The sequence below is a fragment of the Nocardia sp. NPDC051463 genome, assembly GCF_040681975.1.
GTDB lineage: Bacteria > Actinomycetota > Actinomycetes > Mycobacteriales > Mycobacteriaceae > Nocardia.
Genome location: NZ_JBFBAB010000014.1, coordinates 41,419 through 67,905, shown reverse-complemented (window position 1 = coordinate 67,905; position 26,487 = coordinate 41,419). Strand labels below are relative to the sequence as shown.

The window sequence follows — 26,487 nt, the reverse complement described above, 5'->3', positions numbered from 1 at the left end:
CGAATACGAGCCGAGCCCGCGAACGGGGATCGTTCGCGGGCCCGGGGTCATGTGGTTGTCGAAAGGGCTAGACGAGCGCCTCGACCGGCTTGCCGAGCAGCTGGGCGCAACGCAGCAGGCCGAGATGGCTGTAGGCCTGCGGGTGGTTGCCGAGCGAGCGTTCGGCCACCGGGTCGTACTCCTCGCTGAGCAGGCCGGTCGGGCCCGCGACATCGACCAGCTGGGCGAACAACGCCTCGGCGTCCGAGCGCTTGCCGATCAGCAGATACGCCTCGACCAGCCAGGCCGCGCACAGGTGGAAGCCACCCTCGCCGCCGGGCAGGCCGTCGTCGTGGTGGTACCGGTAGACCGTCGAGCCGCTGCGCAGCTCGGCCTCGGTGGCCACGACCGTCGCCGCGAACCGGGGATCGGAAGGATCGATGAGCCCGCTGAGACCGATGTGCAGGGTGGCCGCGTCCAGGTCGGTGCCGTCGTAGGCCGCGGTGTAGGACTGGACCTCTTCGTTCCAGCCCTTGGTCTTGACCTCGTCGGCGATGGTGTCGCGCAACGTGACCCAGACCGGATCGATCGGCCGATCGAACTTCTGCGCCAACGTGATCGCCCTGTCGATGGTCAACCAGCCCATCACCTTGGAGTACACGTGGTGGCGCGGGTTGCCGCGGATCTCCCAGATGCCGTGGTCGGGTTCTTGCCAGCGCCGCTGCACCGCGGAGACCATGGCGTGCACCAGCTCCCAGTCGGCATCCGGCAGCACCTGTGCCGGATCGGTGACCCCCTGGTGCTCGCGGCCATGGGCCAGCGACGCGATGAGGTCGACGATCGGACCGAAAACGTCCAGCTGCACCTGCATATTCGCGGCGTTGCCGACGCGCACCGGTCGTGATCCCGCATAACCCGGGAGCTGATCGATCGAGGCCTCGGGCGGCAGGGTCTCGCCGTACAACGTGTACAGCGGGTGCAGGCGCTCCGGGCCGGGCAAGGTCTCGAGTACCCGGTGCACCCAGCCGAGGAATTCCTCGGCCTCGGTGAGTGAGCCGAGTGACACCAGCGCCTGGGCGGTCAGCGAGGCATCCCGCAGCCAGCAGTAGCGGTAGTCCCAGTTGCGCACGCCGCCGATGTCTTCGGGCAACGAGGTGGTCGCGGCAGCCAGGATGGAGCCCGATGGCGCGTGCACGAGCCCGCGCAGGGTGAGAGCGGAGCGCTTCATCAGATCTGGCTTCAGCGGCGGCAATTCGAGCTTGGCCGCCCACCGGGACCAGTAACCCTCTGCGTCCCTTCGCCGTTCGGGCTCGCTGCTCATGGCAGGGGCGAGATCCTGCGTACCACAGCGCATTTCCAGCACGATCGGACCGTCGGACGGATCGACTACGGCGCGTGCCGAGCTGTGCGTGCCGTCGGTCAGGATCTGCCATTCCACGCCGGGGGAGCGCAGCACCATCGGATCGTTGGTGCCGAGCACCCGCAGCCCGGTCGGCTCGCATTCGATGGTTACCGGCACCTGGCCGAATTCCGGTCGCGGCGCGAAGGTGACGACAGCCTTCGCGTCACCGGTGATCACCCTGGTCAGGTCGGTCCTGGTCGGCGCGACGTCGTGCGGCAGGTAGTCGACCACTTGCAGACTGGCCCAACGGGTTTCGACGGTCATGGTGCCGTCGATGTAGCGCTGCGAGAGCGGCAGCCCCGGCCGTTCCGGAGCGATGGTGAAGTGGCCGGCCTCGGGTCCGCCGAGCAGGTGCGCGAACACCGCCGCCGAATCCGGTTCCGGATGGCAGAACCAGGTGACCGTCGCGTCCGGCGTCAGCAGCGCGACCGAGCGTGGACTCGACAGCATGGTCAGGCGCTCGATGCGCGGCGCGCTCGCGCCCGCCAACCAGGTACGCCGCTCTTCGAGCAGGAAGGCCAGCGCCCACGACACGCACTCGGTGTTGTCGACCCGGAACTTGGCCAGACTCTCGCCCTTGCCGACCTTGATACCGACATCGGGGCCCGAGAGCATGCGGAAGGCCTTCTCGTCGGTGACGTCGTCACCGAAGAACACCGCGGCGGACGCGCCCTCCTGGTGTCGGACGGTATCGAGCGCGACACCCTTGTCGGTCTGGATCACCGCGAGTTCGATGACTTCCTTGCCCTCGGTCACCTGCACGCCGACCCAACAGGCCGGCCCTTGCCTGACCTGTTTGAGCGCGCGGAGGCCGATTTCCGGGCTGGCATTGCGCACATGCAACGCGACGCTGGCAGGCTTGATCTCCACCGAGGCGCCGGGGTTGTCCGCGGCGATCTGGGAAAGAGACGTCTGCACTTCTTGCAGCAGCTGCTTCGCGTCGTTGTCGATGGCATGCACGAAGCCGACATCGAATTCCGAGCCGTGGCTACCGATGAGTTGCACCTCGACGGGGAGTCGAGACAGTGCGGCGAGATCCCGCAGCGCGCGGCCGGAAATAACGGCAGCGGTCGTACCGGTGAGGCCGGCGAGCGCGCGCAGCGCGCTCACCGATTCCCGGTGGGGAAAAGCTTTCGTCGGGTCGGACACGATGGGCGCGATTGTCCCGTCGTAGTCCGATGCGACCAAAAGCCGTGGCACGCGCGCGACCGTCGACAAGGCACGGCGAAGTTCCAGTGGCAGATCCTGTGCGCTCACGCATCCAACCTAGTGATCGGAGGAGTTTTTTCAGGGGCGCGGTGAACAATACTGTGTTTAATTTGCCGCACATACGCGCGCCGGTGTGCGTGCGCACGATTGCGTCCTGGCTTGTCGACCATCTACTGGATTCTCCCAGCTGGCGTGCTCTTACCCAACTTCCAGCGTGGGCCGGCTCACTTCGGACGACCCGTGTGTAGGTGCTCCCGGTGGTGGTGAGCCCGTCCGGCGGAGTTGCCTGGAGTCAACTGGATCCGCGCTCGTCCGGGTGCCGGCTCGGCTTTACTTGCGGTTTTCACCCAACAGGAGATCGACCGTCAATTCCAGGCGCTCGGTGACATCGGTCGCCGAGGCGCGCCTGGTAAGCCAGGCCACCAGGTTCGACAGCCACACGTCGCTGATGACCCGCGCAATCGCCAGCTGGCGTTCGTTGGGCTCGCCGTCGTTCATGGCACGTGCGAACACCCGATCCATCACCTTGCCGACCCGGTCGACCTCGGCGGCCGCCGACGCGTCGGCGAACATGAAGGCTCTGGTCATGGCCTCGGTGAGCAGCGGGTCGCGCTGCATCATCCTGGTGATCTGGGTGAGCAGCAGATGCATGCGTTCGCGCGGCGACTGTCCGGCCAGTGGCTTGCGTTTGCCTTCGATCTGCTCGAATTCCCGCGACAGCGCCGAGACGAGCAGATGCACCTTGGAGGGGAAATACCGATACAGCGTCCCGACCGCGACATCGGCGCGTTCGGCCACCGCGCGCATCTGCACCGCGTCGTATCCGCCTTTGGAAGCCAGCGCCAGGGTCGCGTCCAGAATTCGCTTTCGACGTTCCCGTTGTGCGGCCGAACTCAGCTCGTCCTCACTGAGCGTGGTGACTGTCGTGGTAGGTGGTGCCGTATTCGATTGGCGGCGTTCGCGGGCCCCTGCGTGGTCACGCTCCGCTACCGCCTCCGTGGCCGTCGCTCGCGCCGTCGGGCTCGAATCGGCAGGCTGAGATCGGGAGGGACTGGCCATTGATGAGAGTCCTTTCCGGAAACGTCGTGTGATCGGCTTGCTTTTGGGTCGTTGGCGTGCGCTTTCGACCCGCAAGGCGAGGTCGTCTCTTGACTTCCGCCCAGCTAGGATATTAGAACATGTTCTAGGTGTGGGAGTCACGCCGGAGAGGCGGTACGGAGTGTGACCATCGCCACCACTGACGAGCATAAAGCCGTTCAGGAGTCGATGCGTGGATGGGCCGGATCGGTGCATCCAATTGCAACAATGCGCGACGATGCCACAAACTTCTGGCACGCGTACTGGCCCGCGCTCGCGGACCTCGGGATTTTCCGGGTCGCGGTCGCCGAGGATGCGGGCGGCGCGGGCGGATCGGTCGCCGACCTCGCTGTTCTCATCGAACAAGCAGCGCACGATCTGGTGGGTGGACCGGTGCTGGCAACGGCATTGGCGAATCTGGTCACCGGGGGCGCTATCGACGAGGATCTGCCGTGCGGTGTCGCGCTCGACTTCGTTGTCGAATCCGCGGTGAGCGTACCGGCCGCGGCGGATGAGGTGCTGCTCACCGGTGTCTGGGATTCGGTGCTCGGCGCGGCGCCTGACACCGCGGTGCTGCTGCCGGTGCAGACGCCGAATGGGCAACGCTGGTGCCTGATTCCGGCGGATGCCGACGGTCTGCGGGTCGAATCGCTGCCGCCGTTGGATCCGAGCACCCCGCTGGCCAAGGTGCACTGCGCCGAGGTGCGGGTGCCCGCCGAGCTCGTGTTCGATTCGCCCCACCCGGTCGAGGATCTCGTGGTGGTGCTCGTTGCCGCCGAGCTTGCCGGGCTGGCCGGCTGGTGTCTGGAGACTGCGGTCGAATACGCCAAGGTGCGTGAGCAATTCGGGCGTCGGATCGGGTCTTTCCAAGCGGTCAAACATATTTGCGCCTGGATGCTGTGCCGGGCCGAGCTGATCCGTGCCGTCGCCGCCGACGCCGCCGCCGCGGTGGACGAGGGCGGGGCCGAGCTGCCGATCGCGGCCGCGATCGCCGCGACGATTTCCCTCGATGCCGCGGTCGACACCGCGAAGGACTGCATCCAGGTGCTCGGCGGCATCGGATTCACCTGGGAGCACGACGCGCACTTCTATCTGCGCCGCGCGCTCGCCCTGCGGCAACTGCTCGGTGGTTCGGCCCGCTGGCGGGCCAGAGTGACCGAGTTGACCCGCGCGGGCCACCGCCGTGCCACCGGCGCGGACAGGGTCTTCGCCGCGGCGCGAGCGACGGGCCCGGAGGCGGTAGCGGAGCGTGACCACGACGGGGGCCGGGAACGCCGCAAATCGGACACCGCCGACGGTGTCGCTGACGGCGACGGCGGCGTGAACGAACTGGCCACCGAGGTGGCCCGTATCGCCGCGCTGCCCGCAGAGCAGCGACGCGACGCCATGGTCGAGGCCGGTCTCGTCATGCCGCACTGGCCCGCGCCCTATGGCCGTGGCGCGGATCCGATGACGGGGCTGGTGATTTCGGAGGAACTGCGCCGCGCCGGGCTGGAATCGCCGGACCTGGCGATCGGCGGCTGGGCGGTGCCCACCCTGCTGCAGCACGGCACTCCGGAGCAGATCGAACGATTCGCGTGGCCCACACTGCGCGGCGAGGTCATTTGGTGTCAGCTCTTCAGTGAACCGGGAGCCGGTTCGGATCTGGCCGCTCTGCGCACCACCGCCAAGAAGGTCGACGGCGGCTGGGTGCTGCGCGGCCAGAAGGTGTGGACATCGTTGGGCGACACGGCGAACTGGGCGATCTGCCTGGCGCGCACCGATGCCGAACTGCCCAAACATCGTGGCATCAGCTACTTCGTCGTCGATATGCACAGCGCGGGGCTGGAAGTGCGCCCGCTCGTGCAGATCACCGGTGAGGCGCGCTTCAGCGAGGTATTCCTCGACGATGTCTTCGTTCCCGACGATGGCTTGGTCGGCGCGCTGAACAACGGCTGGAAGATCGCCCGTTCCACCCTGTCGACCGAGCGGGTCGCCATGGGCGGCAACGGAATCGGGCCGGTGCTCGAGGAGCTCATCGCCAAGCTGCCCGCGACAGGACCCGGGGCGGAGCTGCTGAACGATCGACTCGGCGGATTCGTCGCCGACGCGATCGCCGGCCTATTGCTCGAGCAGCGCGCCGCGGTGCGGATGCTGGCGGGTGGCGATCCCGGCGCACAGAGCAGCGTGCGCAAACTCGTCGGTGTTCGCCATCGCCAGGCGGTCGCCGAATTCGCCGTGGAGACGGCAGGTGCTATCGGTGCGCAGGACTCGGAAGTGGCAAAAGAGTTCCTGCTCACACGCTGTTTGTCGATCGCTGGGGGTACCGAGCAGATTTTGCTGACCGTGGCTGGTGAGCGGATCCTCGGATTACCCCGCGACACGGACAGCTAGTCGACGAGTCCCACCCGTCACCCGACCACCACCCCCCATCGAATCGCGGAGCGATACAGAGTTCAACTGGAGAAAAGCGTGGACTTCACCAGGGACGAGGGCCAGGACGCCGTGGCCGAGGTCGTCGTGAGTTTGCTGGAGCATGAACCGGCACGTGATATCGAGCTGTGGCCGAAGCTCGTAGACAGCGGATTGCTGTCGGTCGCCTTGCCGGAGCGCTTCGGTGGTGATGGCATGGGCCTGCCGGAAGTAGCGGTGCTGCTCACCGAGCTGGCCACCGACGCGGTGGCGGTGCCCGCCGTGTCGACGCTCGGTTTCGGGCTGCTCGCGCTGATGGGCGCGCTGCCCGAGAGTGTTGCCGAGCAGGTGTTCCCCGAAGTGGCCAAGGGCGCCGTACTCACTGCGGCGTTGAGCGAGCCGGCCAACCCGTTTGTCGTCAAACCGGAAACCACGGCGGTCACCGAAGGCGATTCGGTCCGCATCACCGGCCACAAGGTGGCGGTGCCCTACGCGGACCTTGCGCGCTGGCTGCTGATTCCCACTGATTCCGGTATCGCGCTTGTCGAATCGGATGCCGAGGGCATCACGCTGACACCGTCGCCGGTGTCCGGCGGCATTCCCGAGTGCAGTGTGCGTCTGGACAATGTCGAGATTCCGGCCGAGCGATTGCTGCCCGGCGGCATCGCGGAGCTGCACCGGCTCGCGGTCGCGTCGATCGGCTCCGTCGCGGACGGGCTGCTGAAGGGCGCGCTCGTCTTGACCGCCGAACATGTCCGCACGCGCAGACAGTTCAACAGACCGCTTGCCGAATTCCAGGCGGTCGCCCAGCAGATCGCCGATCTGTATGTCGTCTCGCGCACCCTGCACGCGGCGGCCGTATCGGCGAACTGGGCGTTGGCGCACGACGATCCCGGCCAGGCACACCAGGAGCGGATCGACGACGATCTCGATGTCCTGGCCTACACGGTGGCGTCGGAATTGCCCGCGGCCATGCAGAAGTGTCATCACCTGCACGGCGGTCTCGGCGTCGACATCACCCACCCGATGCACCGCTACTACTCGCAGGCCAAAGACATCGCGCGCTGGCTCGGCGGCGAATCCTTCCGACTCGATCGATTGGGGGCAAGATGTTCATCGACCTGACCGCGGAGCAGCGCAAGCTGCGCGATGAATTGCGTTCGTACTTCGCCGATCTCGTGACTGCTGAAGAGGAAGCTGAGATGGCGGTCAACCGGCACGGCGACGCCTACCGCGCGGTGGTGCGCCGGATGGGTGCCGACGGCTGGCTCGGTGTCGGCTGGCCCAAGGAATACGGCGGCCAGGGCTTCGGTCCAATGGAGCAGCAGATCTTCTTCAATGAAGCCGTCCGCGCGGACGTGCCACTGCCGCTGGTGACGCTGTTGACCGTCGGGCCGACGCTGCAGCAATTCGGCACCGACGAGCAGAAGGCGAAGTTCCTGCCCGGGATCCTCTCCGGTGATATCCATTTCGCGATCGGTTATTCCGAACCCGAAGCGGGCACCGACCTGGCCTCGCTGCGGACCAGTGCCGTGCGCGACGAGGCCGGCGACTGGATCGTCAACGGGCAGAAGATCTTCACCACCGGTGCGCACGAGGCCGACTTCGTCTGGCTGGCGTGTCGGACCGGATCGGCCGAGTCGCGGCATCGCGGCATCACGATCCTGATCGTCGACACCACCGACCCCGGTTATTCCTGGACCCCGATCATCACCTGCGACGGCGCCCACCACACCAACGCGACCTACTTCGACAACGTCCACGTCCCGGCGAACATGTTGGTCGGCGCGGAGAACCAAGGGTGGAGGCTGATCACCACCCAGCTCAACCACGAGCGGGTGAGCCTCGGCCCGTCGGGCAAGATCGAGCAGCTCTACGACAGGGTGCGCGACTGGGCGCAGCCGCGTGGTGTGCTCGCCGAGGCCGATGTGCGCCGTTCGCTCGGCCGTATCCACGCCATGGTCCGGCTGAACGAGCTGCTGAACTGGCAGGTGGCGGCCACTGTCGACGGTGACCAGGCCGCCGTGATCGCCGATGCGTCGGCGACCAAGGTGTTCTCCACCGAAGCGCTGCAAGAGGCGGGCAGGCTCGCCGAGGAAATCATCGGCCGCTACGGCGATCCCGCCGATCCGGCCACCGCCGAATTACTGACCTGGCTCGACCGCAGAACCAAACAGAACCTGGTGGTGACCTTCGGCGGCGGCGTCAACGAGGTGATGCGCGAACTGGTCGCCTCATCGGGGCTGCAGTTGCCGCGAGTACCTCGATAGTGAACAACCAAAGGAGCCGCGTGTGCCGGAAATTATGACTCCGGAAGCGATTACCGCCGCCGCCGAGCGCATCATCGCGGCCGGGGACTGCGCGCCACGCCCCGGGCGTGACCCGGTGAACCAGCCGATGATCAACAACTGGGTCGAGGCGCTCGGGGATGCCAATCCCATCTACGTCGACGAAGAAGCCGCACGGGCCGCCGGTTTCCCCGGCACGGTCGCACCGCCCGCTATGGCCCAGGTGTGGACGATGTTCGGGCTCAATGGTTCGCGCCCGGCCGACGATCCGATGGCCGAGGTCAGCGAGCTGCTCGATGGTGCGGGCTACACCTCGGTGGTCGCCACCGACTGTCAGCAGACCTATCACCGGTATCTCACTGTCGGTGAGCAGGTTTCGGTGACGAGCAGGCTGGCCGAGATCCGCGGCCCCAAGCGGACCGCGCTGGGGGAGGGTTGGTTCGTCACCTTCCGAACCAGCTGGCAGGTCGGCGACGAGGTCGTCGCCGAGATGCTCTTCCGGCTGTTGAAGTTCGCGCCCGGCACCGGTGCCGCACCGAAAGAACCCGAGGGGGCTCGCGTCAAGCCGCTGGTCTCCTGGGACACCGAGTTCTTCTGGGAAGGCACCAAAGCAGGCGAGCTGCGCATCCAACAGCTGCCCGACGGCACGTTGCGGCACCCGCCGATCCCGGCGATCTGGAAAGACAAGTCCGAGCAGACCGACTATGTGGTGGCCTCGGGACGCGGCGAAGTATTCAGCTACGTCGTGCATCACGCTCCGAAAGTGCCCGGTCGGCAGCTGCCGTTCGTCGTGGCGCTCGTCGAATTGGAGGAAGGCGTGCGCATGCTCGGTGAACTACGCGGCATCGACCCCGCCGAAGTGAAGATCGGAATGCCGGTAGAGGTCGAGTTCGACAAGCTCGACGACGAGGCCGTGCTACCGGTCTGGCGGGTGTGCGCATGACCGCCGTGCAGGTCGGCACCGTGCTGCCGGAGCTGGTCATCGAGGCCGACCCGACCTTTGTGGTCAGCACGGCCCTGGCCACCAGAGATTTTCAGGACGTCCATCACGACAGGGACAAGGCGATCGCCCGTGGTTCCAAGGACATCTTCGTCAATATCCTCACCGACACCGGGCTGGTGCAGCGTTTCGTCACCGATTGGGCCGGTCCGCGCGCTGTCGTGAAGTCGATCGCGCTGCGGCTGGGTGTTCCGCTGTATTCCGGTGACACCCTGACCCTTTCCGGCACGGTGACCGAGGTGGCAGGCGACGAGGTCCACATCGACATCGTCGGCAAGGATAGCCTCGGCGACCACATTACGGCGAAAGCCGTTATCTCCTATCGGGGTTCGAATGACTGAGCAGGGTATCTCGGGCCGCGCGGCCATCGTCGGGATCGGTGCCACCGACTTCTCCAAGGACTCCGGGCGCAGCGAACTGCGGCTGGCGGCCGAGGCGGTCACCGCGGCGCTCGCCGATGCGGGCCTCACGCCCGCCGATGTCGACGGCCTGACGACCTTCACCATGGACACCAACACCCAGGCCGCTGTCGCGCGTGCCGTCGGGATTCCACAGTTGAAGTTCTTCAGCCACATCGGTTACGGCGGTGGCGCGGCCTGCGCCACCATCCAGCAGGCGGCGATGGCGGTCGCCACTGGAGTCGCCGATGTGGTCGTCGCCTATCGGGCGTTCAACGAGCGCTCGGTGTCGCGCTTCGGCCAGTTCTCCACGGCGCTGGCCACCGCACCGACCTCATCGGGTATCGACGCGGGCTGGTCCTACCCGCAGGGGCTCGGCACTCCGGCCGCCCAGGTGGCCATGGTCGCCCGCCGCTATATGCATGTGTACGGAGCGACGAGCGAGGATTTCGGGCGGGTGGCCGTCGCCGACCGCAAGCATGCCGCGGTGAACCCGAACGCTTTCTTCTATGGCAAACCGATCACGCTGGAAGAGCACCAGAATTCGCGCTGGATCGCCGAACCACTGCATCTGCTCGACTGCTGTCAGGAGTCCGACGGCGGGGTCGCGATCGTTGTCACCAGTGCCGAACGCGCCCGCGATCTTCCGCAGCGTCCGGCTGTAATCGCTGCTGCCGCACAGGGTTCCGGTGCTGACCAGTATGTGATGACCAGCTATTACCGCGACGCCATGACAGGTCTACCGGAGATGGGTCTTGTCGGTGCGCAGCTCTGGGCGCAGAGCGGGTTACGCCCCGACGATATGCAAGCCGCCATCCTCTACGACCACTTCACCCCGTTCGTCCTCATGCAATTGGAGGAACTCGGTTTCTGCGGTCGCGGCGAGGCCAGGGACTTCATCGCCGACGGAGCCATCGAAGTGGGCGGCCGCCTTCCGCTGAACACGCACGGCGGCCAACTCGGTGAGGCCTACATTCACGGCATGAACGGTATCGCCGAGGCGGTCCGCCAAATTCGTGGCACGTCGGTCAACCCGGTCGACAATGTCGCGAACATCCTGGTCACCGCGGGGACAGGGGTGCCTACCTCGGGTCTGGTGCTCAGCGCGAATTGACCTGATCCCGGGGGTTGGTCGGCCGCGCAAGGCTGTCCCGAGGTGCCAGATCAGCGGCTCAGGCGCGGCGACCTGCGTGACTGAAGCGCGACACCTCAGTCCGCGTCGTAGGGGAGCAGGGTGAAATGGTCTGCTCCCCATAGCGGTTTGAGTTGACGGAAGTGCCGCTGGTCGAGAGTGACGATCGAAGTCGTGCGGTACCGGTCGGCAAGGACGACATTGGATGCATCTGCGATCCCGATGTACTCCTGTGGGCCATCGAACCGGCGAGTGATGGCCGCTGCTACGGCGTGGTCTTCCGCAGCCCACTCCGCCAGTTCGTACGCGCCTGTCACGATATCCTGGCCGAAGGCTTTAGCCGCGTCTGCTCCGAGTCGGGATGACAGCATGTCATCAGCTTCGGCGACGATGAACGGTGAGACGACGAGCATGTCCTCAGCATGGCCGAGGATTCGTGAGATGGCCGGTTGTTCAGGGTAGGCCTCATCGAATGCAGCCAGGATTGCGCTGGTGTCGACGATGAGCGCCGTCACTCGCCGAAACCTCGGGCGAGCTCTGTATCGATTTCCTCGGCGGTGAGTGGTCCGCTGCTGCGGTACCCGCCGGTTGTCGGGCGTGGTCTCGCTGCAGTTTCGTCGATCAGCTTGTCGATCTGCTGTGCCAGCGTCAACCCGTGGGCTGCCGCTAGCCGATGCAGCCTGTCACGGGTTGCCTTCGGTACCTTGATGGTTGTGGCGGTCATACCGCAGAGTATACCGATCTGTCCTGGGAGGAGTTCGATGACCGACCGGCACCTCGTCGATGTTCATGTCCTGGTCATCCGCGGTGGTGAGCTGTTGCTCAGCAGGCGACGTAGCGACGACGAGTTCGATGGCCTGTGGCATCTGCCCGCCGGCAAGCTCGAAGCGGGTGAGTCCGCGGCCGTCGCGGCGGCGCGTGAGGCGCACGAGGAGGTCGGCATCGTCATCGACCCTGCGGACCTTCGTCTCTTTCACGTCGCCCATGTGATCGGCTCCGGTCGCGAAGCTCGGCTCGGGCTTTTCTTCGAGGCGCTGCGCTGGACCGGAGACCCGGTCAACCGGGAGCCGGACAAGTGCTACGAGCTTCGCTGGTTTCCACTCGCTGCTCTACCTGAGGAAGCGATCATCCGTTATCCGCTCGCCGGCATTCGCGCGTTTGCCAGTGGCAGCACCTACAGCGAGCGCGGCTGGAACCACCGGTCTTGATGTCGGCGACCGCCAGGTGTGCTCGATCCGTTTCGCCGGCCACACTCGCCACGCGGCACGGGGCGCGACCAGCCCTGCCCGACGACAAGCCGCGTGAGCCGCGTGTGGGCATTCTTCCCTGGCGCTGAGCAGTGCTGTCATGCCACAGCCGCGGCCGAGTCGTGCGTCGAGCCGATCAGGGCGGGGTTGGAGTGTGTGAGCTCACCGAGCCTGCTGGCGGTCCGGGCGATATCGGGGAGATCGACGTCGGCGACCAGGTCCGCCAGCGGCACCTGAGCCGACAGGGTGAGCGGGAGGTCGGCGTCGTAGAGCACGTCGACGAGGTTCACCAGGCGCATCGCCCAGTCGGTCGGCACGTCACGCAGGCGCGGCACCTCGCAGAGGGTCCAGGCCGAAAAGCGTTGGGCCAGTTGTACGTAGTCCGTGGAGGACGTCGCGGTACCGCAGAGGGCAGCAAAGTCGAAGGCGATCGCTGCTCCCTCGACGGCCCGTGCGAGCACATGCCGATCGCCGATCGTCACCTCGACGCCACCCGCCTGCTCCAGCGGTCGCGCGGATGGTGTGGGGTGGAGCTGGTATCGGCCCGCGAGGAAACCGGTGGGTGCGCCGCTGTGTGCGGCGTGGGTGCGGTAGTCGAGTGGGCCGTCTACCGAGAGAACGTCCAGGTTGGCGGTGATACGGGCGATGGTCGGCAGGAAGCGGTCGTGGAACAGGGGGTTGGGCAGTAAGTCTTGCGGCGGGTAGTTCGAGGTCACCACCAGCACGATGCGGCGGGCGAACAGCGCGTCGAGGGTGCGGGCGATCAGCATCGCGTCACCGATGTCGTGCACGTGGAATTCGTCGAAGCACACCAGTTCGGCGTCGTCGAGCAGGGTATCGATGGCGCGATCGATGGAGCCGGATGCGGAGAGGGCCGTGTGCAATTGGGCGAAGAAGGTGTGGAAGTGGAAGCGGCGCTTGCGATTCGAGGTGATGCTCGCGAAGAACCTGTCCATGAGCATCGTCTTGCCGCGACCGGGCCTGCCATGCAGGTAGATCCCGTGGTGGCGCTTGACCGGGCGTCCGCGTCGGTCGAGGAGTTCGGCGAGCTCAGCGGCGGCCCGCAGCTGATCGGCATCCAATTCGATCACACCGGTATCCATATCCATCCTCCTGATCCTCTACATTTGTAGAGGATCAGGAGATGTATTCGCCAGGAAGGTGACGATGCCCACAAACGACCGTCGCACGCTGATTGTCGACGCCGCCATCGATCTGATCGCCACGCGCGGCATCCGGGCGCTCACCCACCGCGCCCTGGACGCGGCGCTCGACCTGCCCGCAGGCTCGGCGTCCTACTACTTCCGCACCAAACGCACCCTCATCGAAGCGATCGCGGACCGCATCATGAGCCGCTCGCGCACGGACTTCCACGCCGCCCGCTTCGACGACGTACAGCCCGCCGGTGCACCGCCTCCCGGCGCGCAGTCCTTCACCCCGCAGCTCGATGATCAGCGGTCCGCAGCACGGGAGGTAGCGCCGATCGATCCACCCGATATTGCGCGCGCCATCGCGACCTGGCTCGACCGGCTGCTGGTAGAGCGTCGTAATCACCTGATCGTCCGGCACGCATTGCTCATCGACCTCCTGTCCGATGCGGAACTCCACCCCCGGCTGGCGCACAGTCTGTTCTCCGTCGAGCACGCGCGAAACCTATTCCGCGCCAAGGATGTCCCGGATCCTGAGACCGCGGCCGCAGATTTCATCGCCGTTATCGAGGGCGCGGTGTTCGATCGCTTCGCAGGCGCCCGTACCCAGCTGCCGCCGGGGACCCCGGAGAGCATCGACCAGCTCACCGCACTGCTGTTGCCCTACCTGATCGGCAATCGACTGCCGGCGAGCTAGTCCGCAGTCGAGGCGGCTCCGACACCGTCGCTGAGCTGTTGCGCCTACCGTCGAGCGGATGCCGGCCGCAGGTTGCTATCGACGGCGCTCGGCCACGTGCTGAGGGCGGGCGGAGGCTCGATGGGCGCTGCCGGAGGTGCACTGTGACCGGCCTACTACCCAGCCGATTTCGGCCGACCATGCGCCCACATCACTGAACGCTCGTGCTTGCCATCGGTAGGGAACCATCATGATGGTTGTTGTCGACAGGTGGCATGGTGTCAGGAGGAGCAATGGACGAGGCGGGACCAGCTGCCGGTCAGGATGAGAAGTGGGTTGCACTTGTCGATCCGCGCTGGCAGCCGACAGACTCCGAGAAAGTGCCGCCACCATCCATGGTTGTGGGTGCGTGGATGCTCGACGAGGACGTTGCCGGACTGTTCCAGCCGAATCCCGAGTACGTGCCCGCCGACGATTCGCCGTCCGATCCCCTGGATGCCGTGCTGCGAAAGATCGCTGATGGCGCCGATGTCGGTGACGAAGTCGTTCCCGTCCTCCGAAAGTCGATGGTCGAGGTCGGCTGCGACGAACATGATCAACCCCTGCTCGGGTTCGCTCCCGATGGTGTGGCCTGCGTTGTTGTCGCTACCGCCGCGATACACAAGAGCGGCATCGATGTCGAGCGGTGGAATCCGATACCTGGCGGCATGCTGCCAGAGATCTGCCCGGCGGGTGCTGACATCATGCTCAACCCCGGTGGAGCGGCGGCGTTCCGGCTCTGCACCGAGGCGCTGGCGCGCGGATGACCCGACAGTAGGATCCCGTGATCGGCCTTCCACACGTGGGCAGATCTCGGCCGAGACCTCGCCGCACCCGCAATTAGCGTGCTGCCATCGTCAATGTCTTTCTCCCCCAGTGGTCCGCTGCTGCCGATCGCCTGGCCCATGCGCTCAGTCAAGGAAGCAGAGCGATAGAACATAATTACAGCGGCATCGTCGCGGACCTGCATGGGGTGAGCGCGAAGTTGCCCAGTGGCGATAGGGAAGCAGCCCGACGACTGTTAGCTGTTCTCGAGCGCGATCCGGACACTCCGCTGTACCTAGGCTCGATCGGTCGCCAGCGGCTCGTCTTCACCAATGACACGATCCACAGTTTTCCGGTTCTCGACCCGGATGGGGGAACCGTCGGTGCGACGTTTCCGTCAGGGGTCGGCATGCGCCACACGCCTCCGAAATGGAGTCGCGCAGGCTTCGACAGAGTGCACCAGCGCTACGGCGTCACCTCACCTACCGACACCGCGGTGGCCAAATGGAAGCAAGTATTCGGTCGGGGGCCGTCGATGCCGGCCCTTTGGGCCAGGAACGCGAAGACCGAGGCCCTGCTGTTCTCCGACGCTCACGCTGTCTCCGACGTGTACATCATCAGCGTCGAGCACAAGGGTGCGCTGCCGGAAGTGGATGTCGACGGCGGAAACTTCGGCCGCATCCTGGCCGGGAATCCCCACTTGCTGGAGGCCTACCACAATCATCCGAACAGCCTGCTGATACAGCTATCGTGCAGCCCGGGCACAGGCCCCGCCGCCGAGGCCTCGGCTCGCGCGCTGCATGAGGCAAATTTCGGCACCGACGTGTATGCCGCCAAGGCCCCGGTTGTCATCTATTCCCTCCACAACAACGAGCCTGTTTTCCGTGGTCTCAGTGTCGAGGCCGCGCCCGGTCGCGCCGAAGACCATTGGGCGGTGTACAGAGCCCCGCGGGGCAGAGCAGCCCCCGCTGACGGTTGACGCGCGCCACTGATCGCCGCATGATCCGGCAACAACCAGGCAGCAGTCACAAGATTCGGTCGCGGGCTTTGTGACGGGTCCGAACAGTGCCGATAGCCCCACGCCGATCGGGCTGGAGCTGGGTGCCGCGGATAAACAGAAGCAAGTCCTAAGTATTCGATTCGCGCTCGAGCGGACCGCTCGGCATGTAACTATGTGGCTGTTTTCTGCAGTACTCAGAGGTGGCGGTAACCAAGTGGCCGGGGCGCGAACGCCGATATTGCGCGTGATCGTGCTGATCGCGCTGGTTGCGTTTGCCACGATCGCGTTACATGGGCACATCCCGGGCGCGGCGGGGTCCGCGCAGCCCCGATCGATGCCGTCGGCGCTGGCGGTGGCGTTGATGCCGGTGCTGCTGACCGTCTCGATCGTCATTCTGATCGCCGGCGTAATCGCAAGTCAGCATCGACTTCCGCTGGCTATGCCGGTGTCGGATCGTGTCGTCGAACGCAGGCCGGGACGGCTCGGGAGGTTCGGCATGCTGGTGCTTGCCGCGCTGGCAGGTCTTTCGCTGGTGGTCGCGGCGGCCTCCGCGGTCATCTTCGTCGGTGTCGGCCGTGACGGCGGCACCGAGCGGCCGCCGCCCGCCACCGGCTCCGCCGAACCGACCGAACAAGTTGTCACCACACCCGCCGATCCGTCCGGGTCTGCCTCCCAGCTGACCGGCACCGCGCTGCTGGTGGCCACGGTCGCGGCCATCGTGCTGGTCGCCGTCGCCATCATCGGCCTGGTGGTGGTCGCGGTGGCGGTGCGGCGCAGACCGGTTGCGGTGGTACCGCCACCTGCCCAGGCCGCGCCGACCGAGGCAGGTTCACTGGCGAGGGCGGCCGAGATGGGCCTCGCCGCGATGAACGCGCCGGGCCAGGATCCGCGGACCGCGATCATCGCCTGCTACGTCGCTATGGAGCACGGCCTGTCCTTCGATCGCGCCGCCGCGCCGCTGGCGTCGGACACCCCGATGGAGGTGCTGGCGCGCGCCTTCGAACGCGGTGCGTTGCACGACGCGTCCGCACGGGAACTGGTCGCACTGTTCGAGGAGGCCAGATTCAGCCCGCACTCGATGCTCGAATGGCAGCGGATGCGCGCTGAACAGCTGCTGCGCATTGTGCTCGCCGATCTGCAAGGTGAGGTGCGGGTATGAATCGCAGGGGAGTCGTGCTCGGCGCGGCAGCGGTCGTGGTGCTGATCGAGCTCGTCACCTTCGGCAAGGCGCGCGAAGCCATGCTGATGCTCGCCGGAGTGCCGGTCGCGCTCGCGCTTTTCCAGCTGATCTGGTCGCTGCGCGCCAAGCCTGCGCACCGCGACCACATCGACACCGACGCCATCGAGAACGGCCCTGCGGAGATGCTGTACCACTGGCACGCCAGGGCAGAGATGCTCGCCGACCGGGCCGAGGGGACCCGTGCCGAATGGGATCGGCACCTGCGGCCGCTGCTGGCCAAGGAGTTCGAGTTGTCCACCGGTCTGCGGGTCGCGAAAAACCGCAGGGCGACCGAGGCCGCCGGAATAGTGCAGTTCGGCCCGGAACTGTGGCGCTGGGTGGATCCGGCCAACTCGGCCTTGCGCGATCAGACGACTCGCGCACCTGGGCGGGAGGTGCTCGATGAGATTCTGCGTCGGCTACAGGGGATGTAATGCCGGCGAAGGGAGGCCCGGAGGGGGCTGTGTGCACAACCATGCAGGGCCTCGATCATGCCCAAATTGAACACCATGTATAGAGAATGAATGGGTTGAGGCAAGTGCGGGAATTCACATGACGATGCCGATGGACGCGACCGTCCAGCGCAGCGAAGCGGTGCTTCGGGAGTTGTCCCGGGTCATCGTCGGCAAGCGGGACGAGTTGCAGCTGATCATGATCGCCGTCTTGTCCGGTGGCCATGTCCTGATCGAGGACCTACCCGGTCTCGGCAAAACGCTCATCGCCAGATCTTTTGCCGCCGCGTTCGGGCTGGAATTTACCCGCGTGCAGTTCACGCCGGACCTGTTGCCCGCGGATCTGCTCGGGTCGACCATCTACGACATGACCTCGGGCCGGTTCACCTTCCGGCGTGGGCCGGTGTTCACCAATCTGCTGCTCGCCGACGAGATCAACCGGACGCCGCCGAAGACGCAGGCGGCGCTGCTGGAGGCCATGGCCGAGGGGCAGGTCAGTTTGGATGGCGAAACCTATTTACTACCACAGCCTTTCGTTGTGCTAGCGACCGACAATCCGATCGAGTACGAGGGCACCTATCCGCTGCCGGAGGCGCAGCTGGACCGGTTCGCGATCCAGCTGCGGCTCGGTTATCTCTCCGAGCACGACGAGACGCAGATGATCCGCCGCCGTTTGGAGCGTGGCTCGATACCGCCGACGGTCGGGCAGGTGGTGGACGCGAACGGGCTGCTGGAAATGCGGCAGTCGGTGGAGTTCGTCACGGTGCACCCCGACGTGGTCGGCTACGTTGTCGCGCTCGCGGCAGCCACCCGCGGGCATCCGCAGGTGGAGGTGGGTGCGAGCCCGCGCGCCGAGCTCGACCTGGTGCAGATGTCGCGGGCGCGAGCTTTGCTGCTCGGCAGGGACTATGTGATCCCGGAGGATGTGAAAGCGCTGGCGATTCCGGCGATGGCGCACCGGATCACGCTGCGCCCGGAGATGTGGGTGCGCCGCATCCGCGGCGAGGACGTCATCGGCGAGCTGTTGCGCCGTCTTCCGGTTCCACGCGCTTCGGTGACATGAGACATCGCGACGCGAGCACGACCGTTGAGGTCGAATTGCAATGGCGGCCTGCGCCATTGGTTTTCATGCTCGCGGTGTGCGCGGCCTCGGCCCTGCTGCTCGCGGTGGTATCGGGCCGCTGGCAGCTCGTGGTGTTCGCCGCGCCGCTGCTCGGCGTGCTCGCCACCGCGCCCTGGCAGCAGTCGCCGACCCGGGTCCTGGTCGACGGCGGTGGGACGCTGCGGTGTTTCGAGACGGAGGAGGTCGTGCTGACGGTCGCGGCCTTTGTCGAGACCGGACACGCGCTGCTGCGTTGCAAGCCGGAACCGGTGGAAAGACTCGGGATCGAGGTCGAGGAGGCGATTGATTCCGGGACGGCTCCCGCCGGGCTGCGGATGGCGCTGACGGCCGACCGTTGGGGTCGGTATCCGCTGGCGGTACGGATTTCCGCGCTCAGCCCGGCGGGACTGTCGGTGGCCTCCGCGGTGGTGCCCGCCGGTCAGCTGTTCGTCTATCCGATCACCGATCCGCAGCGCATGCGGCTGCCGCGCACCGAGCTGCCCGAACGGCTCGGCACCCACCTGACCCGCAAATACGGTCCCGGCGTCGAGTACGCCGATATCCGCGCGTATGCCCCGGGCGACCAGCTGCGGATCGTGAACTGGCCGGTGAGTGCTCGCCGCGGCAGGCTCTACGTCACCGAGCGGCTGACCAACCGTTCCGCGGATGTGGTTGTGCTCGTGGACACTTCGCAGCAGGCGCCGGGGCCTGCCACCGAGTCCTTGGAGCTGTCGGTACGCGGCGCGGCGCAAGTGGTGCAGTCGACATTGCAGGCCGGTGACCGCACAGCGGTCGTCTGCCTCGGCCAGTCTCCGCGTTGGCTGCGGCCCGATATCGGGCGCCGCCAGTTCTATCGGATCGTCGACACGGTGCTCGATGTCGGCGATGAGCACATCCCGACGACCGGCACGCTCGCTCCGCACGGGGCAGTGCCGATCGGCGCCATCGTGGTCGCCTTCTCCACCCTGCTCGACACCCAGTTCGCGCTGGCACTGATCGATCTGCGCAAGCGCGGGCACGTCGTGGTCGTCGTGGATGTCCTGCGCGGCACGCCCTTCCACGGTCATCTCGATCCGACGCTGGCCAGAATGTGGCAGTTGGAGCGCACGTCGATGTACCGGGACATGGGCACCGTCGGCGTCGACATCGTGGCGTGGCCGGACGGTGTGCGCCTCGATGAGGTCATGCGGCTGATCCCGGAGCACCGGCGCACGGTTCGGGTGCGCCGATGATCCGTTTCCTCGCCGTCCTGTCCGGTGCGCTGCTGGTGACATCGGTGACCCTCATGACGCCATGGGCAGCGATCCCCGCGTTGATACTGGTCGCGGCGGGCTGGTGGTTTCGGTTAGCGGCCGTCGCGGCGGTGCTGCTGGCGATCGGCGTGCTCGCGGCCGCCGACACCGGCGTGCTGGCCGCCGCGGCGACGGGATTGGTCGCCACCACCTACCTGCTGAACACCGCGACGGTGTCGGCGCCGAGCGGTGTGGTCCCGACGACGGTTCCCTCGGTGGTCGGCGCCGTCGGATTCGCCGCCGCGGCCGGTGGTGCGGCGCTGCTGCCGCTGCGCCTGGCCTGGGCTCCGATAGCGGTGCCGATCGTGGTGATCGTGTTGTACGCCTTGATAATCCAGGGTCTCGCCGCTCGCCGCGGCCGCACCGGAGATGAGTCCGCCACGGCCGCGGGCTGATCAGGCGGGCAGGAAACGCAGCGTGACGTCGCCGAGTACGGGGGCGTCGTCGCGTTCGACCACGGTGGCCACGATGGTCAACTCAGTGCCTTCGCGCCAGATTCGGGTGCGCAGGGTCTCACCGGGGTAGAGCACCCCGGCGAAGCGCGCACGGAATCCGGCGACCCGGCTCGCGTCCGAGTCGAGCACGGTGTCTGTCGCGGTCTTGCAGACAATCCCGTAGGTGCACAGTCCGTGCAGGATGGGGTTGGGGAAGCCCGCGGCGCGGGCGAATGCGGGGTCCGAATGCAGCGGGTTGCGGTCGCCGCACATCCGGTACAGCAGCGCCTGCTGCGGCAGCGTCGGTGTGGTGACATCGAAATCGGGTGCGCGCTCGGGCAGCACCGACTTTGCGCTCGGGCCACGTTCGCCGCCGAAACCACCCTCGCCTTTGGCGAAGATGGACGAGCGCGCGGTCCACAGCGGCTGGCCGTCGGAACCGGTGACGGTCTGCTCCTGCACGACGACGGCGGCGGAACCCTTGTCCCAGAGTTCGGTGATCCGACCGGTGCTGGTCGCCTTGCCCGCGGCCGGGATCGGGCGATGCACCTCGACCTCCTGATGCCCGTGCACCACCTTGGCCAGATCGATATCGATGCCGGGGAACCGCACCGTGGGCGGCTCGGTGTCGTGCAGCGTCGCGGCAACGGTCGCGAAGGTGGGCAGTACCTGCGGGCCGCGGTCATCGAGGTAACGCAGCTCGGCGGGGTCGGTCCAGCGGGTGCCCGCACCCAGCCCGAGCTGATAGAGCTGCACGTCGGACGGCGTCCACGCGAACTCCCGACTCGGGAGCTCCGCGCCGAGTGCGATGTGCGGGTCGATGGGCATCGAATTCTCCTTGTGAGTGCTTGTGGACAGCTTCCGCTGTCCGGTGCAGGCGGCCTTCGGTCGGACGCGTCCTTGCCGGGTCGACCCGAGGCGACCTCCGGTCCGTCGCTCGCGGTGACGGTGGCCTCGGATCGATCCTGCGGCGTCGGCTCGGGCCGGGCAAGGGGGCCGTCCGGTCGGTGAGACGCCACGCCGCGTTCGATCGGTTACGCCTCGGCGGCGGCCTGGTCCGAGAGCTGCTTCTTCCGTTCGGCGATATCCAGCACCGCCAGGTAGCCGAAGGTAATGGCGGGTCCGATCGTGGCGCCGGGGCCCGCATAGGTGTGGCCCATCACCGGAGCGCTGGAGTTGCCGGAGGCGTAGAGGCCCTCGATCGCGGTCTGGTCCTCGCGCAGCACGCGGCCGGCGGTATCGGTCACCAGCCCGCCCTTGGTGCCGAGGTCGCCGGGCACGATTTTGGCCGCGTAGTAGGGGCCTTGCACCAGCCCGGCCAGGCACGGGTTCGGTTTCACGGTCGGGTCGCCGTAGTACCGGTCGTAGTGGCTGTCGCCGCGGCCGAAGTCCTCGTCCTTGCCGAGCTCGGCGAAGGTATTGAACCGGGCGACAGTCGCGGCGAGGGTGTCGGCGGGCACGCCGATTTTCGCCGCCAACTCCTCGAGTGTGTCCGCCTTGACGATGTTGTCGTTTTCCATCCAGCGGGACGGAAACCGCAGACCAGGCTGCAATCCGGCGAAGATGTAGCGGTTCCGGTAGCGCTGGTCGAACACCAGCCACGAGGGGATGTTCTCGCCGGGGCCCTCACCCTGCCCGTATTCGCCGCCGTACATGGTGTGCACAGCCTCGACGTAAGGAGCGGACTCATTACCGAATCGCTTGCCGTCGGCGTTGACCATGATGGTGCCGGGCAGATTGCGCTCGGCCAATGCGAACCACGGCCTGCCGCCCTTGAACACGGTCGGCCCCCACCAAGCATCCTCCATGAAGCCGATGGCGCCGCCTGCCTCCATCCCCGCGATGATCCCGTCGCCGGTGTTGGCGGCCGCGCCGGTGGTCCACCCGGTGGTGATCGGCTGACGCTGGTACTTCGTCCGCATCTCGGCGTTGTGCTCGAAACCGCCGCTGCCGAGCACAACCCCGTAGCGCGCGGTGAAGGTGACGGGCTCGCCGTCCTGCAACGCCTCGACGCCGGTGACCACCCCGTTCTCCACGATGAGCTTGGTCAGTGGGGTGTTCAGCAGCAGTGGCACCTTCGCATCCATGACGCCCTTGCGCATGGCCGCGATGATGGCCTGACCCATCACCATCAGGTGCTTGCGGGTGAACTTGGCCCAGTAGGTGCGCGCGCCGACTCGCAGGGCCCGCATCATGCCCTTCGGATGGCGACGGATCAGGTTCAGGCGCACGAAATCGGCCTGCGTGACCGCGACGTTCAGCGGTGCCTTTGCGTACGGCGGCTCCAGCCCGAATCGTTCCTCGCCGAGGATCATGGCGTTGAACGGCTTCGGCTCACACGAGCGCCCCTCGCCCGTGCCGCCGGGGGCCTCCGGGTAGTAGTCGGAGTAGCCGGGCACCCACTTCATCTGCAGCGGGGTGTGATCGAGCACGAAGTCGAAGGCTTCCGCGCCGCGGTCGATGTAGGTATCGATCCGTTCCTTCGGCACCACGTCGCCGATGATGCTGTGCAGGTAGGTGCGTGCGACCTCGCGGTCGTCGGGCCGCCCGGACGCGAGCAGCGCCTTGTTGCCGGGGATCCACACGCCGCCACCGGAGCGGGCGGTCGATCCGCCGTAGTGCGCGGCCTTCTCGATGATCACCGCGCTGAGCCCATGGTGTGCTGCGGCGAGGGCGGCGGTCATGCCGGCAGCGCCGCTCCCGACCACCACCACGTCGTATTCCCGATCTGTCATGTAGAACACGTTATAGAATGGGGCGGCCGTTGGTCTATGTTGTGTGGCAGAAGACTTGCTCGGCGTTCCATTAGTCGGGAAAACTTGTTTCAGTTTCGGACCGGAGTGGAGTACATGGGCCTCGAATGGGACCTGGCCGCCGACGTAGTCGTGGTCGGATACGGCGCCGCGGGTGCGGCGGCCGCGCTGGAAGCGACGGACGCGGGTGCGCAGGTACTGGTACTGGAGCGGTTCGCCGGTGGCGGCGCATCGGCGCTGTCCGGCGGCATCATCTACGCGGGCGGCGGCACATCGGTGCAGCAAGAAGCGGGTGTCCGCGATACTCCGGAGCAGATGCTCGCCTACCTCGAGCGTGAAGTCGGCACCGCTGTCACACCCGAGACACTGCGTCGCTTCGTGGCCGAGAGCCCCGCGATGATCGAGTGGCTGAAGGGCCACGGCGTGCCGTTCGAGGCGTCGCTGTGTCCGTACAAGACCTCCTATCCGAACGACAGCTACTACCTCTACTACTCCGGCAGTGAGGTTTCCGGCTACGGCCGCGAGGTCGCGACGCCCGCACAGCGCGGACATCGGGTCAAGGGCCGGGGCACTTCCGGCAAGAAGCTGACCGGCCCGCTGGCCGCATCGGCCTCCCGGCGTGGTGTGCGGGTGGAAACCCTTACGCAGGCAACCCGTTTGATCGTCGATGACAACGGCAGCGTGGTCGGTGTCGAATGCCGGACGCTGCGCGACGCCCCCGGCCGGATCAGGGAGCGCTACACCAGGATGGCGAAAATCGCCGCCAAGCCGGGCATTTACTACCCGCCGCTGCGTAAAGCCATGGAACGACAGCTGGCGAAGATGGATCGCCGCTACCGCACCACCATTCGGATCCAGGCCCGACGCGGCGTGGTGCTCAGCGCGGGCGGGTTCATCGCCAATCGCGCAATGCTGCAGGAGCATGGGCCGCGCTACCGCGGCGGCCTCGCCCTCGGCACTACCGGCGACGACGGCAGCGGAATCCTGATGGCGCAGCAGGTCGGCGCGGCGACCGATCGGATGGGCAATATCTCTGCCTGGCGATTCATCTTGCCGCCCAGCGCGTTTACCGGTGCGGTGCTGGTCGATGCGGACGGCAAGCGGGTGATCGACGAAACCAGGTACGGCGCGGCAGTTGGACATGCGCTGATCACCGAGCACGGTGGTAAAGGCTGGCTGCTCGCCGATGACAACCTCATGCGCACCGCCATCTCGCAGATCGGTCGCCAATCCGCTTGGTTCCAGCGTGGACAGTTCGAGGCGATGCGGCGGAGCGCGGTGCGCGGCGTGACCCTGGACGCGGTCGCGGCGCGGGCCGGTATCGACGCGAACGGCTTGCGCGCCACGGTGGCCGCCCACAATGCCGCCATCGAGAACGGCACACCCGATCCGGTCGGCAAGCCGGCCGAATTCACCACAACGGTGGGAGCAGGGCCGTTCTGGTTGTTGGATGTGGGTATCAAGCCGAGTGTCGTCAACCCGTGCCCGATGCTCACACTCGGCGGCGTTGTCGTCGACGAGGGCACTGGAGCGGTGAAATCGTCTGCCGGAAACAATATTCCGGGCCTGTACGCGGCGGGACGAACAGCGGTCGGAATCTGCTCTGACTCCTATGTCAGCGGATTGTCCCTTGCCGACTGCATCTACTCCGGCCGTCGCGCGGGCAAGTTCGCGGCAGGCGGCGAAACCAGCTCGCGGGCGACAGCGTCCGAGGGGGTCCTTGCACGGGCCGCGGTGCCCGAGCCGACAACAGTGGAAGGAAATTAGCGTGCTGTCCGACTCGGTACGAACCGAATTGGCCGATGAACTCGAGGTCGCCGAGCGTGACCGGGTGGCCATCGACCCTCTCGTCGCCAGGCATCCCGATATCGATGTCGTCGACGCCTATGAGATCCAGCTGATCAATATTCGGCGCAAGCTCGACAACGGGGCCACGGTGGTCGGCCACAAGGTCGGGCTCTCCTCGCTCGCGATGCAGCAGATGATGGGCGTCGACGAACCCGACTACGGTCATCTCCTCGCGGACATGGAAGTCTTCGAGGACGTTCCGGTCGAAGCGTCGCGCTACCTGTTCCCGCGTGTGGAGGTCGAGGTCGGCTTCGTGCTCGGCGCCGACCTGCCCGGCGAAGACTGCACCGAGGCCGATGTGCTCGCCGCGACGGTCGCCTACGCGCCGTCCATCGAACTGATCGACTCTCGGATCAAGGACTGGAAGATCGGTCTCGCCGACACCATCTCCGACAACGCGTCCTCCGCGGGTTTCGTGCTCGGCGCGGCGCGAGTCGCACCGAAAGATCTGGACATCAAGGCCATCGACGCCGTGCTCACCCGCAACGGTGAGGTGGTCGCGCAGGGCCGCAGCGATGCGGTGCTCGGTGATCCGGTCATCGCGGTGGCGTGGCTGGCCCGCAAGGTCGCCGGTTTCGGCGTGCGTTTGAAGGCGGGCGACATCGTGCTGCCCGGTTCCTGCACCCGCGCCATCGACGCCCGCCCCGGCGATGCGTTCCATGCCGAGTTCGCCGGACTCGGTTCTGTTCGTTTGCAATTCAAGTAGGAGGCCTGCCGTGTCCGAAACGGGGACCGTCACCGCCGCGATCGTCGGATCCGGCAATATCAGCACCGATCTGCTGTACAAACTGCTGCGCTCCACCACGGTGGAACCGCGCTGGATGATCGGTATCGACCCGGAGAGCGAGGGTTTGAAGCGGGCTCGCGGGCTGGGGCTGGAAACCTCGCACGAGGGCGTCGACTGGCTGCTCGGCCAGTCCGAGCTGCCGGACATCGTGTTCGAGGCGACCTCGGCGTATGTGCACCGCGCCGCCGCGCCTCGATATGCCGAAGCCGGCATCCGCGCGGTCGATCTCACGCCCGCCGCCGTCGGCCCCGCTGTGGTGCCGCCGGTGAACCTCGGGGCGAATATTGATGCGCCGAACGTCAATATGATCACCTGTGGTGGCCAGGCCACCATCCCGATCGTCGCGGCCGTGTCGCGCGTGGTGCCGGTCGCTTACGCCGAGATCGTCGCCTCGGTGTCGTCGGTCTCCGCCGGACCGGGTACGCGCGCCAATATCGACGAATTCACCAAGACCACCTCGCGTGGCGTGGAGACCATCGGTGGCGCCGAGCGCGGCAAGGCGATCATCATCCTGAACCCGGCCGAGCCGCCGATGATCATGCGCGACACCATTTTCTGCGCCATCCCCGACGACGCCGATACCGAGGCCATCGCCGAATCCATCCATCGGATGGTCGCCGATATCCAGCAGTACGTGCCGGGCTACCGGCTGCTCAACGAGCCGCAGTTCGATCCGCCGTCGGTGATTTCCGGTGGCATGGCGAAGGTTTCGGTGTTCGTCGAGGTCGAGGGCGCAGGCGACTTCCTGCCGCCGTACGCGGGCAACCTCGACATCATGACCGCCGCGGCCACGCAGGTCGGCGAGGTCATGGCCAAGCAGATCCTCTCGGCCCGGGTGTAAGGAGCTCC

Annotated in this window: 25 protein-coding genes; 18 read left to right on the top strand and 7 right to left on the bottom strand. The window is 66.7% G+C overall.

Annotated features, from left to right (window positions below; genetic code table 11):
- Window positions 1-67: 67 nt before the first annotated feature.
- Window positions 68-2,638 carry a trehalose-phosphatase gene (gene otsB, locus AB0M74_RS19580; RefSeq protein WP_366527677.1) on the bottom strand — a complete coding sequence of 857 codons (2,571 nt, stop codon included), beginning with the start codon at window positions 2,636-2,638 and terminating at the stop codon, window positions 68-70.
- A gap of 282 nt (window positions 2,639-2,920) precedes the next feature.
- Window positions 2,921-3,649, bottom strand: a complete 729-nt coding sequence (kstR, locus tag AB0M74_RS19575; protein ID WP_366527676.1) for a cholesterol catabolism transcriptional regulator KstR — start codon at window positions 3,647-3,649, stop codon at window positions 2,921-2,923.
- 162 nt (window positions 3,650-3,811) lie between these two features.
- Between kstR and AB0M74_RS19570 the strand changes: the two genes are divergently transcribed.
- The 6 genes from AB0M74_RS19570 to AB0M74_RS19545 all read left to right on the top strand — a co-directional run bounded on the left by AB0M74_RS19570 (window position 3,812) and on the right by AB0M74_RS19545 (window position 10,858).
- On the top strand, window positions 3,812-6,040 hold the full coding sequence (locus AB0M74_RS19570; RefSeq protein WP_366527675.1) for an acyl-CoA dehydrogenase: 2,229 nt from the start codon (window positions 3,812-3,814) through the stop codon (window positions 6,038-6,040).
- Window positions 6,041-6,118: 78 nt separating this feature from the next.
- Entirely contained in the window at window positions 6,119-7,183 is a 1,065-nt protein-coding gene (locus AB0M74_RS19565) for an acyl-CoA dehydrogenase family protein (protein ID WP_366527674.1), read from the top strand.
- Window positions 7,168-8,328, top strand: a complete 1,161-nt coding sequence (locus AB0M74_RS19560; protein ID WP_366527673.1) for an acyl-CoA dehydrogenase family protein — start codon at window positions 7,168-7,170, stop codon at window positions 8,326-8,328. Before AB0M74_RS19565 ends, AB0M74_RS19560 begins: the two co-directional genes overlap by 16 nt.
- Window positions 8,329-8,362: 34 nt before the next feature.
- Complete coding sequence (locus AB0M74_RS19555; RefSeq protein ID WP_366527761.1) at window positions 8,363-9,289, top strand: bifunctional MaoC family dehydratase N-terminal/OB-fold nucleic acid binding domain-containing protein; 927 nt, start codon at window positions 8,363-8,365, stop codon at window positions 9,287-9,289.
- Window positions 9,286-9,687, top strand: a complete 402-nt coding sequence (locus tag AB0M74_RS19550; RefSeq protein ID WP_366527672.1) for a MaoC family dehydratase — start codon at window positions 9,286-9,288, stop codon at window positions 9,685-9,687. Before AB0M74_RS19555 ends, AB0M74_RS19550 begins: the two co-directional genes overlap by 4 nt.
- Entirely contained in the window at window positions 9,680-10,858 is a 1,179-nt protein-coding gene (locus AB0M74_RS19545; RefSeq protein ID WP_366527671.1) for a lipid-transfer protein, read from the top strand. The genes AB0M74_RS19550 and AB0M74_RS19545 overlap by 8 nt, the downstream gene beginning before the upstream one ends.
- A 95-nt stretch (window positions 10,859-10,953) precedes the next feature.
- On the opposite strand, the gene AB0M74_RS19540 is transcribed toward AB0M74_RS19545, so the two are convergent.
- The gene (locus AB0M74_RS19540; protein WP_366527670.1) at window positions 10,954-11,391 is read right to left on the bottom strand and encodes a PIN domain-containing protein; all 438 of its coding nucleotides are present in this window, start codon (window positions 11,389-11,391) and stop codon (window positions 10,954-10,956) included.
- Complete coding sequence (locus AB0M74_RS19535) at window positions 11,388-11,600, bottom strand: hypothetical protein (protein ID WP_366527669.1); 213 nt, start codon at window positions 11,598-11,600, stop codon at window positions 11,388-11,390. Before AB0M74_RS19535 ends, AB0M74_RS19540 begins: the two co-directional genes overlap by 4 nt.
- A gap of 37 nt (window positions 11,601-11,637) precedes the next feature.
- Between AB0M74_RS19535 and AB0M74_RS19530 the strand changes: the two genes are divergently transcribed.
- On the top strand, window positions 11,638-12,084 hold the full coding sequence (locus AB0M74_RS19530; protein ID WP_366527668.1) for an NUDIX domain-containing protein: 447 nt from the start codon (window positions 11,638-11,640) through the stop codon (window positions 12,082-12,084).
- 137 nt (window positions 12,085-12,221) lie between these two features.
- Here the strand turns inward: AB0M74_RS19530 and zapE are convergent, their stop codons facing one another.
- On the bottom strand, window positions 12,222-13,232 hold the full coding sequence (zapE, locus tag AB0M74_RS19525; RefSeq protein ID WP_366527667.1) for a cell division protein ZapE: 1,011 nt from the start codon (window positions 13,230-13,232) through the stop codon (window positions 12,222-12,224).
- Between the two features lie 58 nt (window positions 13,233-13,290).
- Between zapE and AB0M74_RS19520 the strand changes: the two genes are divergently transcribed.
- From AB0M74_RS19520 to AB0M74_RS19485, 8 genes are all read left to right on the top strand, one after another.
- A complete protein-coding gene (locus AB0M74_RS19520) occupies window positions 13,291-13,968 on the top strand; it encodes a TetR family transcriptional regulator (RefSeq protein ID WP_366527666.1) in 678 nt (225 codons plus the stop codon).
- A gap of 272 nt (window positions 13,969-14,240) precedes the next feature.
- Window positions 14,241-14,753, top strand: a complete 513-nt coding sequence (locus AB0M74_RS19515) for a type VII secretion system-associated protein (protein ID WP_366527665.1) — start codon at window positions 14,241-14,243, stop codon at window positions 14,751-14,753.
- 407 nt (window positions 14,754-15,160) lie between these two features.
- On the top strand, window positions 15,161-15,730 hold the full coding sequence (locus tag AB0M74_RS19510; protein WP_366527664.1) for a hypothetical protein: 570 nt from the start codon (window positions 15,161-15,163) through the stop codon (window positions 15,728-15,730).
- A 235-nt stretch (window positions 15,731-15,965) separates the two neighbouring features.
- The gene (locus AB0M74_RS19505) at window positions 15,966-16,910 is read left to right on the top strand and encodes a DUF4129 domain-containing protein (RefSeq protein ID WP_366527663.1); all 945 of its coding nucleotides are present in this window, start codon (window positions 15,966-15,968) and stop codon (window positions 16,908-16,910) included.
- On the top strand, window positions 16,907-17,404 hold the full coding sequence (locus tag AB0M74_RS19500; RefSeq protein ID WP_366527662.1) for a hypothetical protein: 498 nt from the start codon (window positions 16,907-16,909) through the stop codon (window positions 17,402-17,404). Before AB0M74_RS19505 ends, AB0M74_RS19500 begins: the two co-directional genes overlap by 4 nt.
- Before the next feature lie 118 nt (window positions 17,405-17,522).
- Window positions 17,523-18,485, top strand: a complete 963-nt coding sequence (locus AB0M74_RS19495) for a MoxR family ATPase (protein WP_366527661.1) — start codon at window positions 17,523-17,525, stop codon at window positions 18,483-18,485.
- Window positions 18,482-19,756: a DUF58 domain-containing protein gene (locus tag AB0M74_RS19490; protein WP_366527660.1), complete on the top strand. Its 1,275-nt coding sequence runs from the start codon at window positions 18,482-18,484 to the stop codon at window positions 19,754-19,756. Before AB0M74_RS19495 ends, AB0M74_RS19490 begins: the two co-directional genes overlap by 4 nt.
- On the top strand, window positions 19,753-20,211 hold the full coding sequence (locus AB0M74_RS19485; RefSeq protein ID WP_366527659.1) for a hypothetical protein: 459 nt from the start codon (window positions 19,753-19,755) through the stop codon (window positions 20,209-20,211). Before AB0M74_RS19490 ends, AB0M74_RS19485 begins: the two co-directional genes overlap by 4 nt.
- Here AB0M74_RS19485 and AB0M74_RS19480 read toward each other — a convergent pair whose 3' ends face one another.
- Entirely contained in the window at window positions 20,212-21,078 is an 867-nt protein-coding gene (locus tag AB0M74_RS19480) for a MaoC/PaaZ C-terminal domain-containing protein (RefSeq protein ID WP_366527658.1), read from the bottom strand. It abuts the gene before it with no gap.
- 206 nt (window positions 21,079-21,284) lie between these two features.
- Window positions 21,285-22,994 (bottom strand): 3-oxosteroid 1-dehydrogenase, encoded by a 1,710-nt coding sequence (kstD, locus tag AB0M74_RS19475; RefSeq protein WP_366527657.1) that lies wholly within the window; start codon window positions 22,992-22,994, stop codon window positions 21,285-21,287.
- Between the two features lie 105 nt (window positions 22,995-23,099).
- Between kstD and AB0M74_RS19470 the strand changes: the two genes are divergently transcribed.
- Genes AB0M74_RS19470 through AB0M74_RS19460 form a run of 3 tightly spaced genes read left to right on the top strand, consistent with a single transcriptional unit; the run spans window position 23,100 to window position 26,479 of the window.
- Window positions 23,100-24,770 carry an FAD-binding protein gene (locus AB0M74_RS19470; RefSeq protein ID WP_366527656.1) on the top strand — a complete coding sequence of 557 codons (1,671 nt, stop codon included), beginning with the start codon at window positions 23,100-23,102 and terminating at the stop codon, window positions 24,768-24,770.
- A gap of 1 nt (window position 24,771) precedes the next feature.
- The gene (locus AB0M74_RS19465; protein ID WP_366527655.1) at window positions 24,772-25,557 is read left to right on the top strand and encodes a 2-keto-4-pentenoate hydratase; all 786 of its coding nucleotides are present in this window, start codon (window positions 24,772-24,774) and stop codon (window positions 25,555-25,557) included.
- A gap of 10 nt (window positions 25,558-25,567) precedes the next feature.
- Entirely contained in the window at window positions 25,568-26,479 is a 912-nt protein-coding gene (locus AB0M74_RS19460; RefSeq protein WP_366527654.1) for an acetaldehyde dehydrogenase (acetylating), read from the top strand.
- The last annotated feature ends 8 nt before the right edge of the window (window positions 26,480-26,487 follow it).

What these genes read in the sequence shown, in the direction of transcription:
- AB0M74_RS19560 (WP_366527673.1), top strand. Translation starts at nt 7,168, where the DNA reads ATGTTCATCGACCTGACCGCGGAGCAGCGCAAGCTGCGCGATGAATTG.
- AB0M74_RS19535 (WP_366527669.1), bottom strand. Translation starts at nt 11,600, where the DNA reads ATGACCGCCACAACCATCAAGGTACCGAAGGCAACCCGTGACAGGCTG.
- AB0M74_RS19545 (WP_366527671.1), top strand. Translation starts at nt 9,680, where the DNA reads ATGACTGAGCAGGGTATCTCGGGCCGCGCGGCCATCGTCGGGATCGGT.
- AB0M74_RS19500 (WP_366527662.1), top strand. Translation starts at nt 16,907, where the DNA reads ATGAATCGCAGGGGAGTCGTGCTCGGCGCGGCAGCGGTCGTGGTGCTG.
- zapE (WP_366527667.1), bottom strand. Translation starts at nt 13,232, where the DNA reads ATGGATATGGATACCGGTGTGATCGAATTGGATGCCGATCAGCTGCGG.
- AB0M74_RS19470 (WP_366527656.1), top strand. Translation starts at nt 23,100, where the DNA reads ATGGGCCTCGAATGGGACCTGGCCGCCGACGTAGTCGTGGTCGGATAC.
- AB0M74_RS19530 (WP_366527668.1), top strand. Translation starts at nt 11,638, where the DNA reads ATGACCGACCGGCACCTCGTCGATGTTCATGTCCTGGTCATCCGCGGT.
- AB0M74_RS19490 (WP_366527660.1), top strand. Translation starts at nt 18,482, where the DNA reads ATGAGACATCGCGACGCGAGCACGACCGTTGAGGTCGAATTGCAATGG.
- kstR (WP_366527676.1), bottom strand. Translation starts at nt 3,649, where the DNA reads ATGGCCAGTCCCTCCCGATCTCAGCCTGCCGATTCGAGCCCGACGGCG.
- AB0M74_RS19485 (WP_366527659.1), top strand. Translation starts at nt 19,753, where the DNA reads ATGATCCGTTTCCTCGCCGTCCTGTCCGGTGCGCTGCTGGTGACATCG.
- AB0M74_RS19520 (WP_366527666.1), top strand. Translation starts at nt 13,291, where the DNA reads ATGCCCACAAACGACCGTCGCACGCTGATTGTCGACGCCGCCATCGAT.
- AB0M74_RS19510 (WP_366527664.1), top strand. Translation starts at nt 15,161, where the DNA reads ATGCGCCACACGCCTCCGAAATGGAGTCGCGCAGGCTTCGACAGAGTG.
- AB0M74_RS19550 (WP_366527672.1), top strand. Translation starts at nt 9,286, where the DNA reads ATGACCGCCGTGCAGGTCGGCACCGTGCTGCCGGAGCTGGTCATCGAG.
- AB0M74_RS19555 (WP_366527761.1), top strand. Translation starts at nt 8,363, where the DNA reads ATGACTCCGGAAGCGATTACCGCCGCCGCCGAGCGCATCATCGCGGCC.
- AB0M74_RS19515 (WP_366527665.1), top strand. Translation starts at nt 14,241, where the DNA reads ATGGACGAGGCGGGACCAGCTGCCGGTCAGGATGAGAAGTGGGTTGCA.
- AB0M74_RS19480 (WP_366527658.1), bottom strand. Translation starts at nt 21,078, where the DNA reads ATGCCCATCGACCCGCACATCGCACTCGGCGCGGAGCTCCCGAGTCGG.
- AB0M74_RS19495 (WP_366527661.1), top strand. Translation starts at nt 17,523, where the DNA reads ATGACGATGCCGATGGACGCGACCGTCCAGCGCAGCGAAGCGGTGCTT.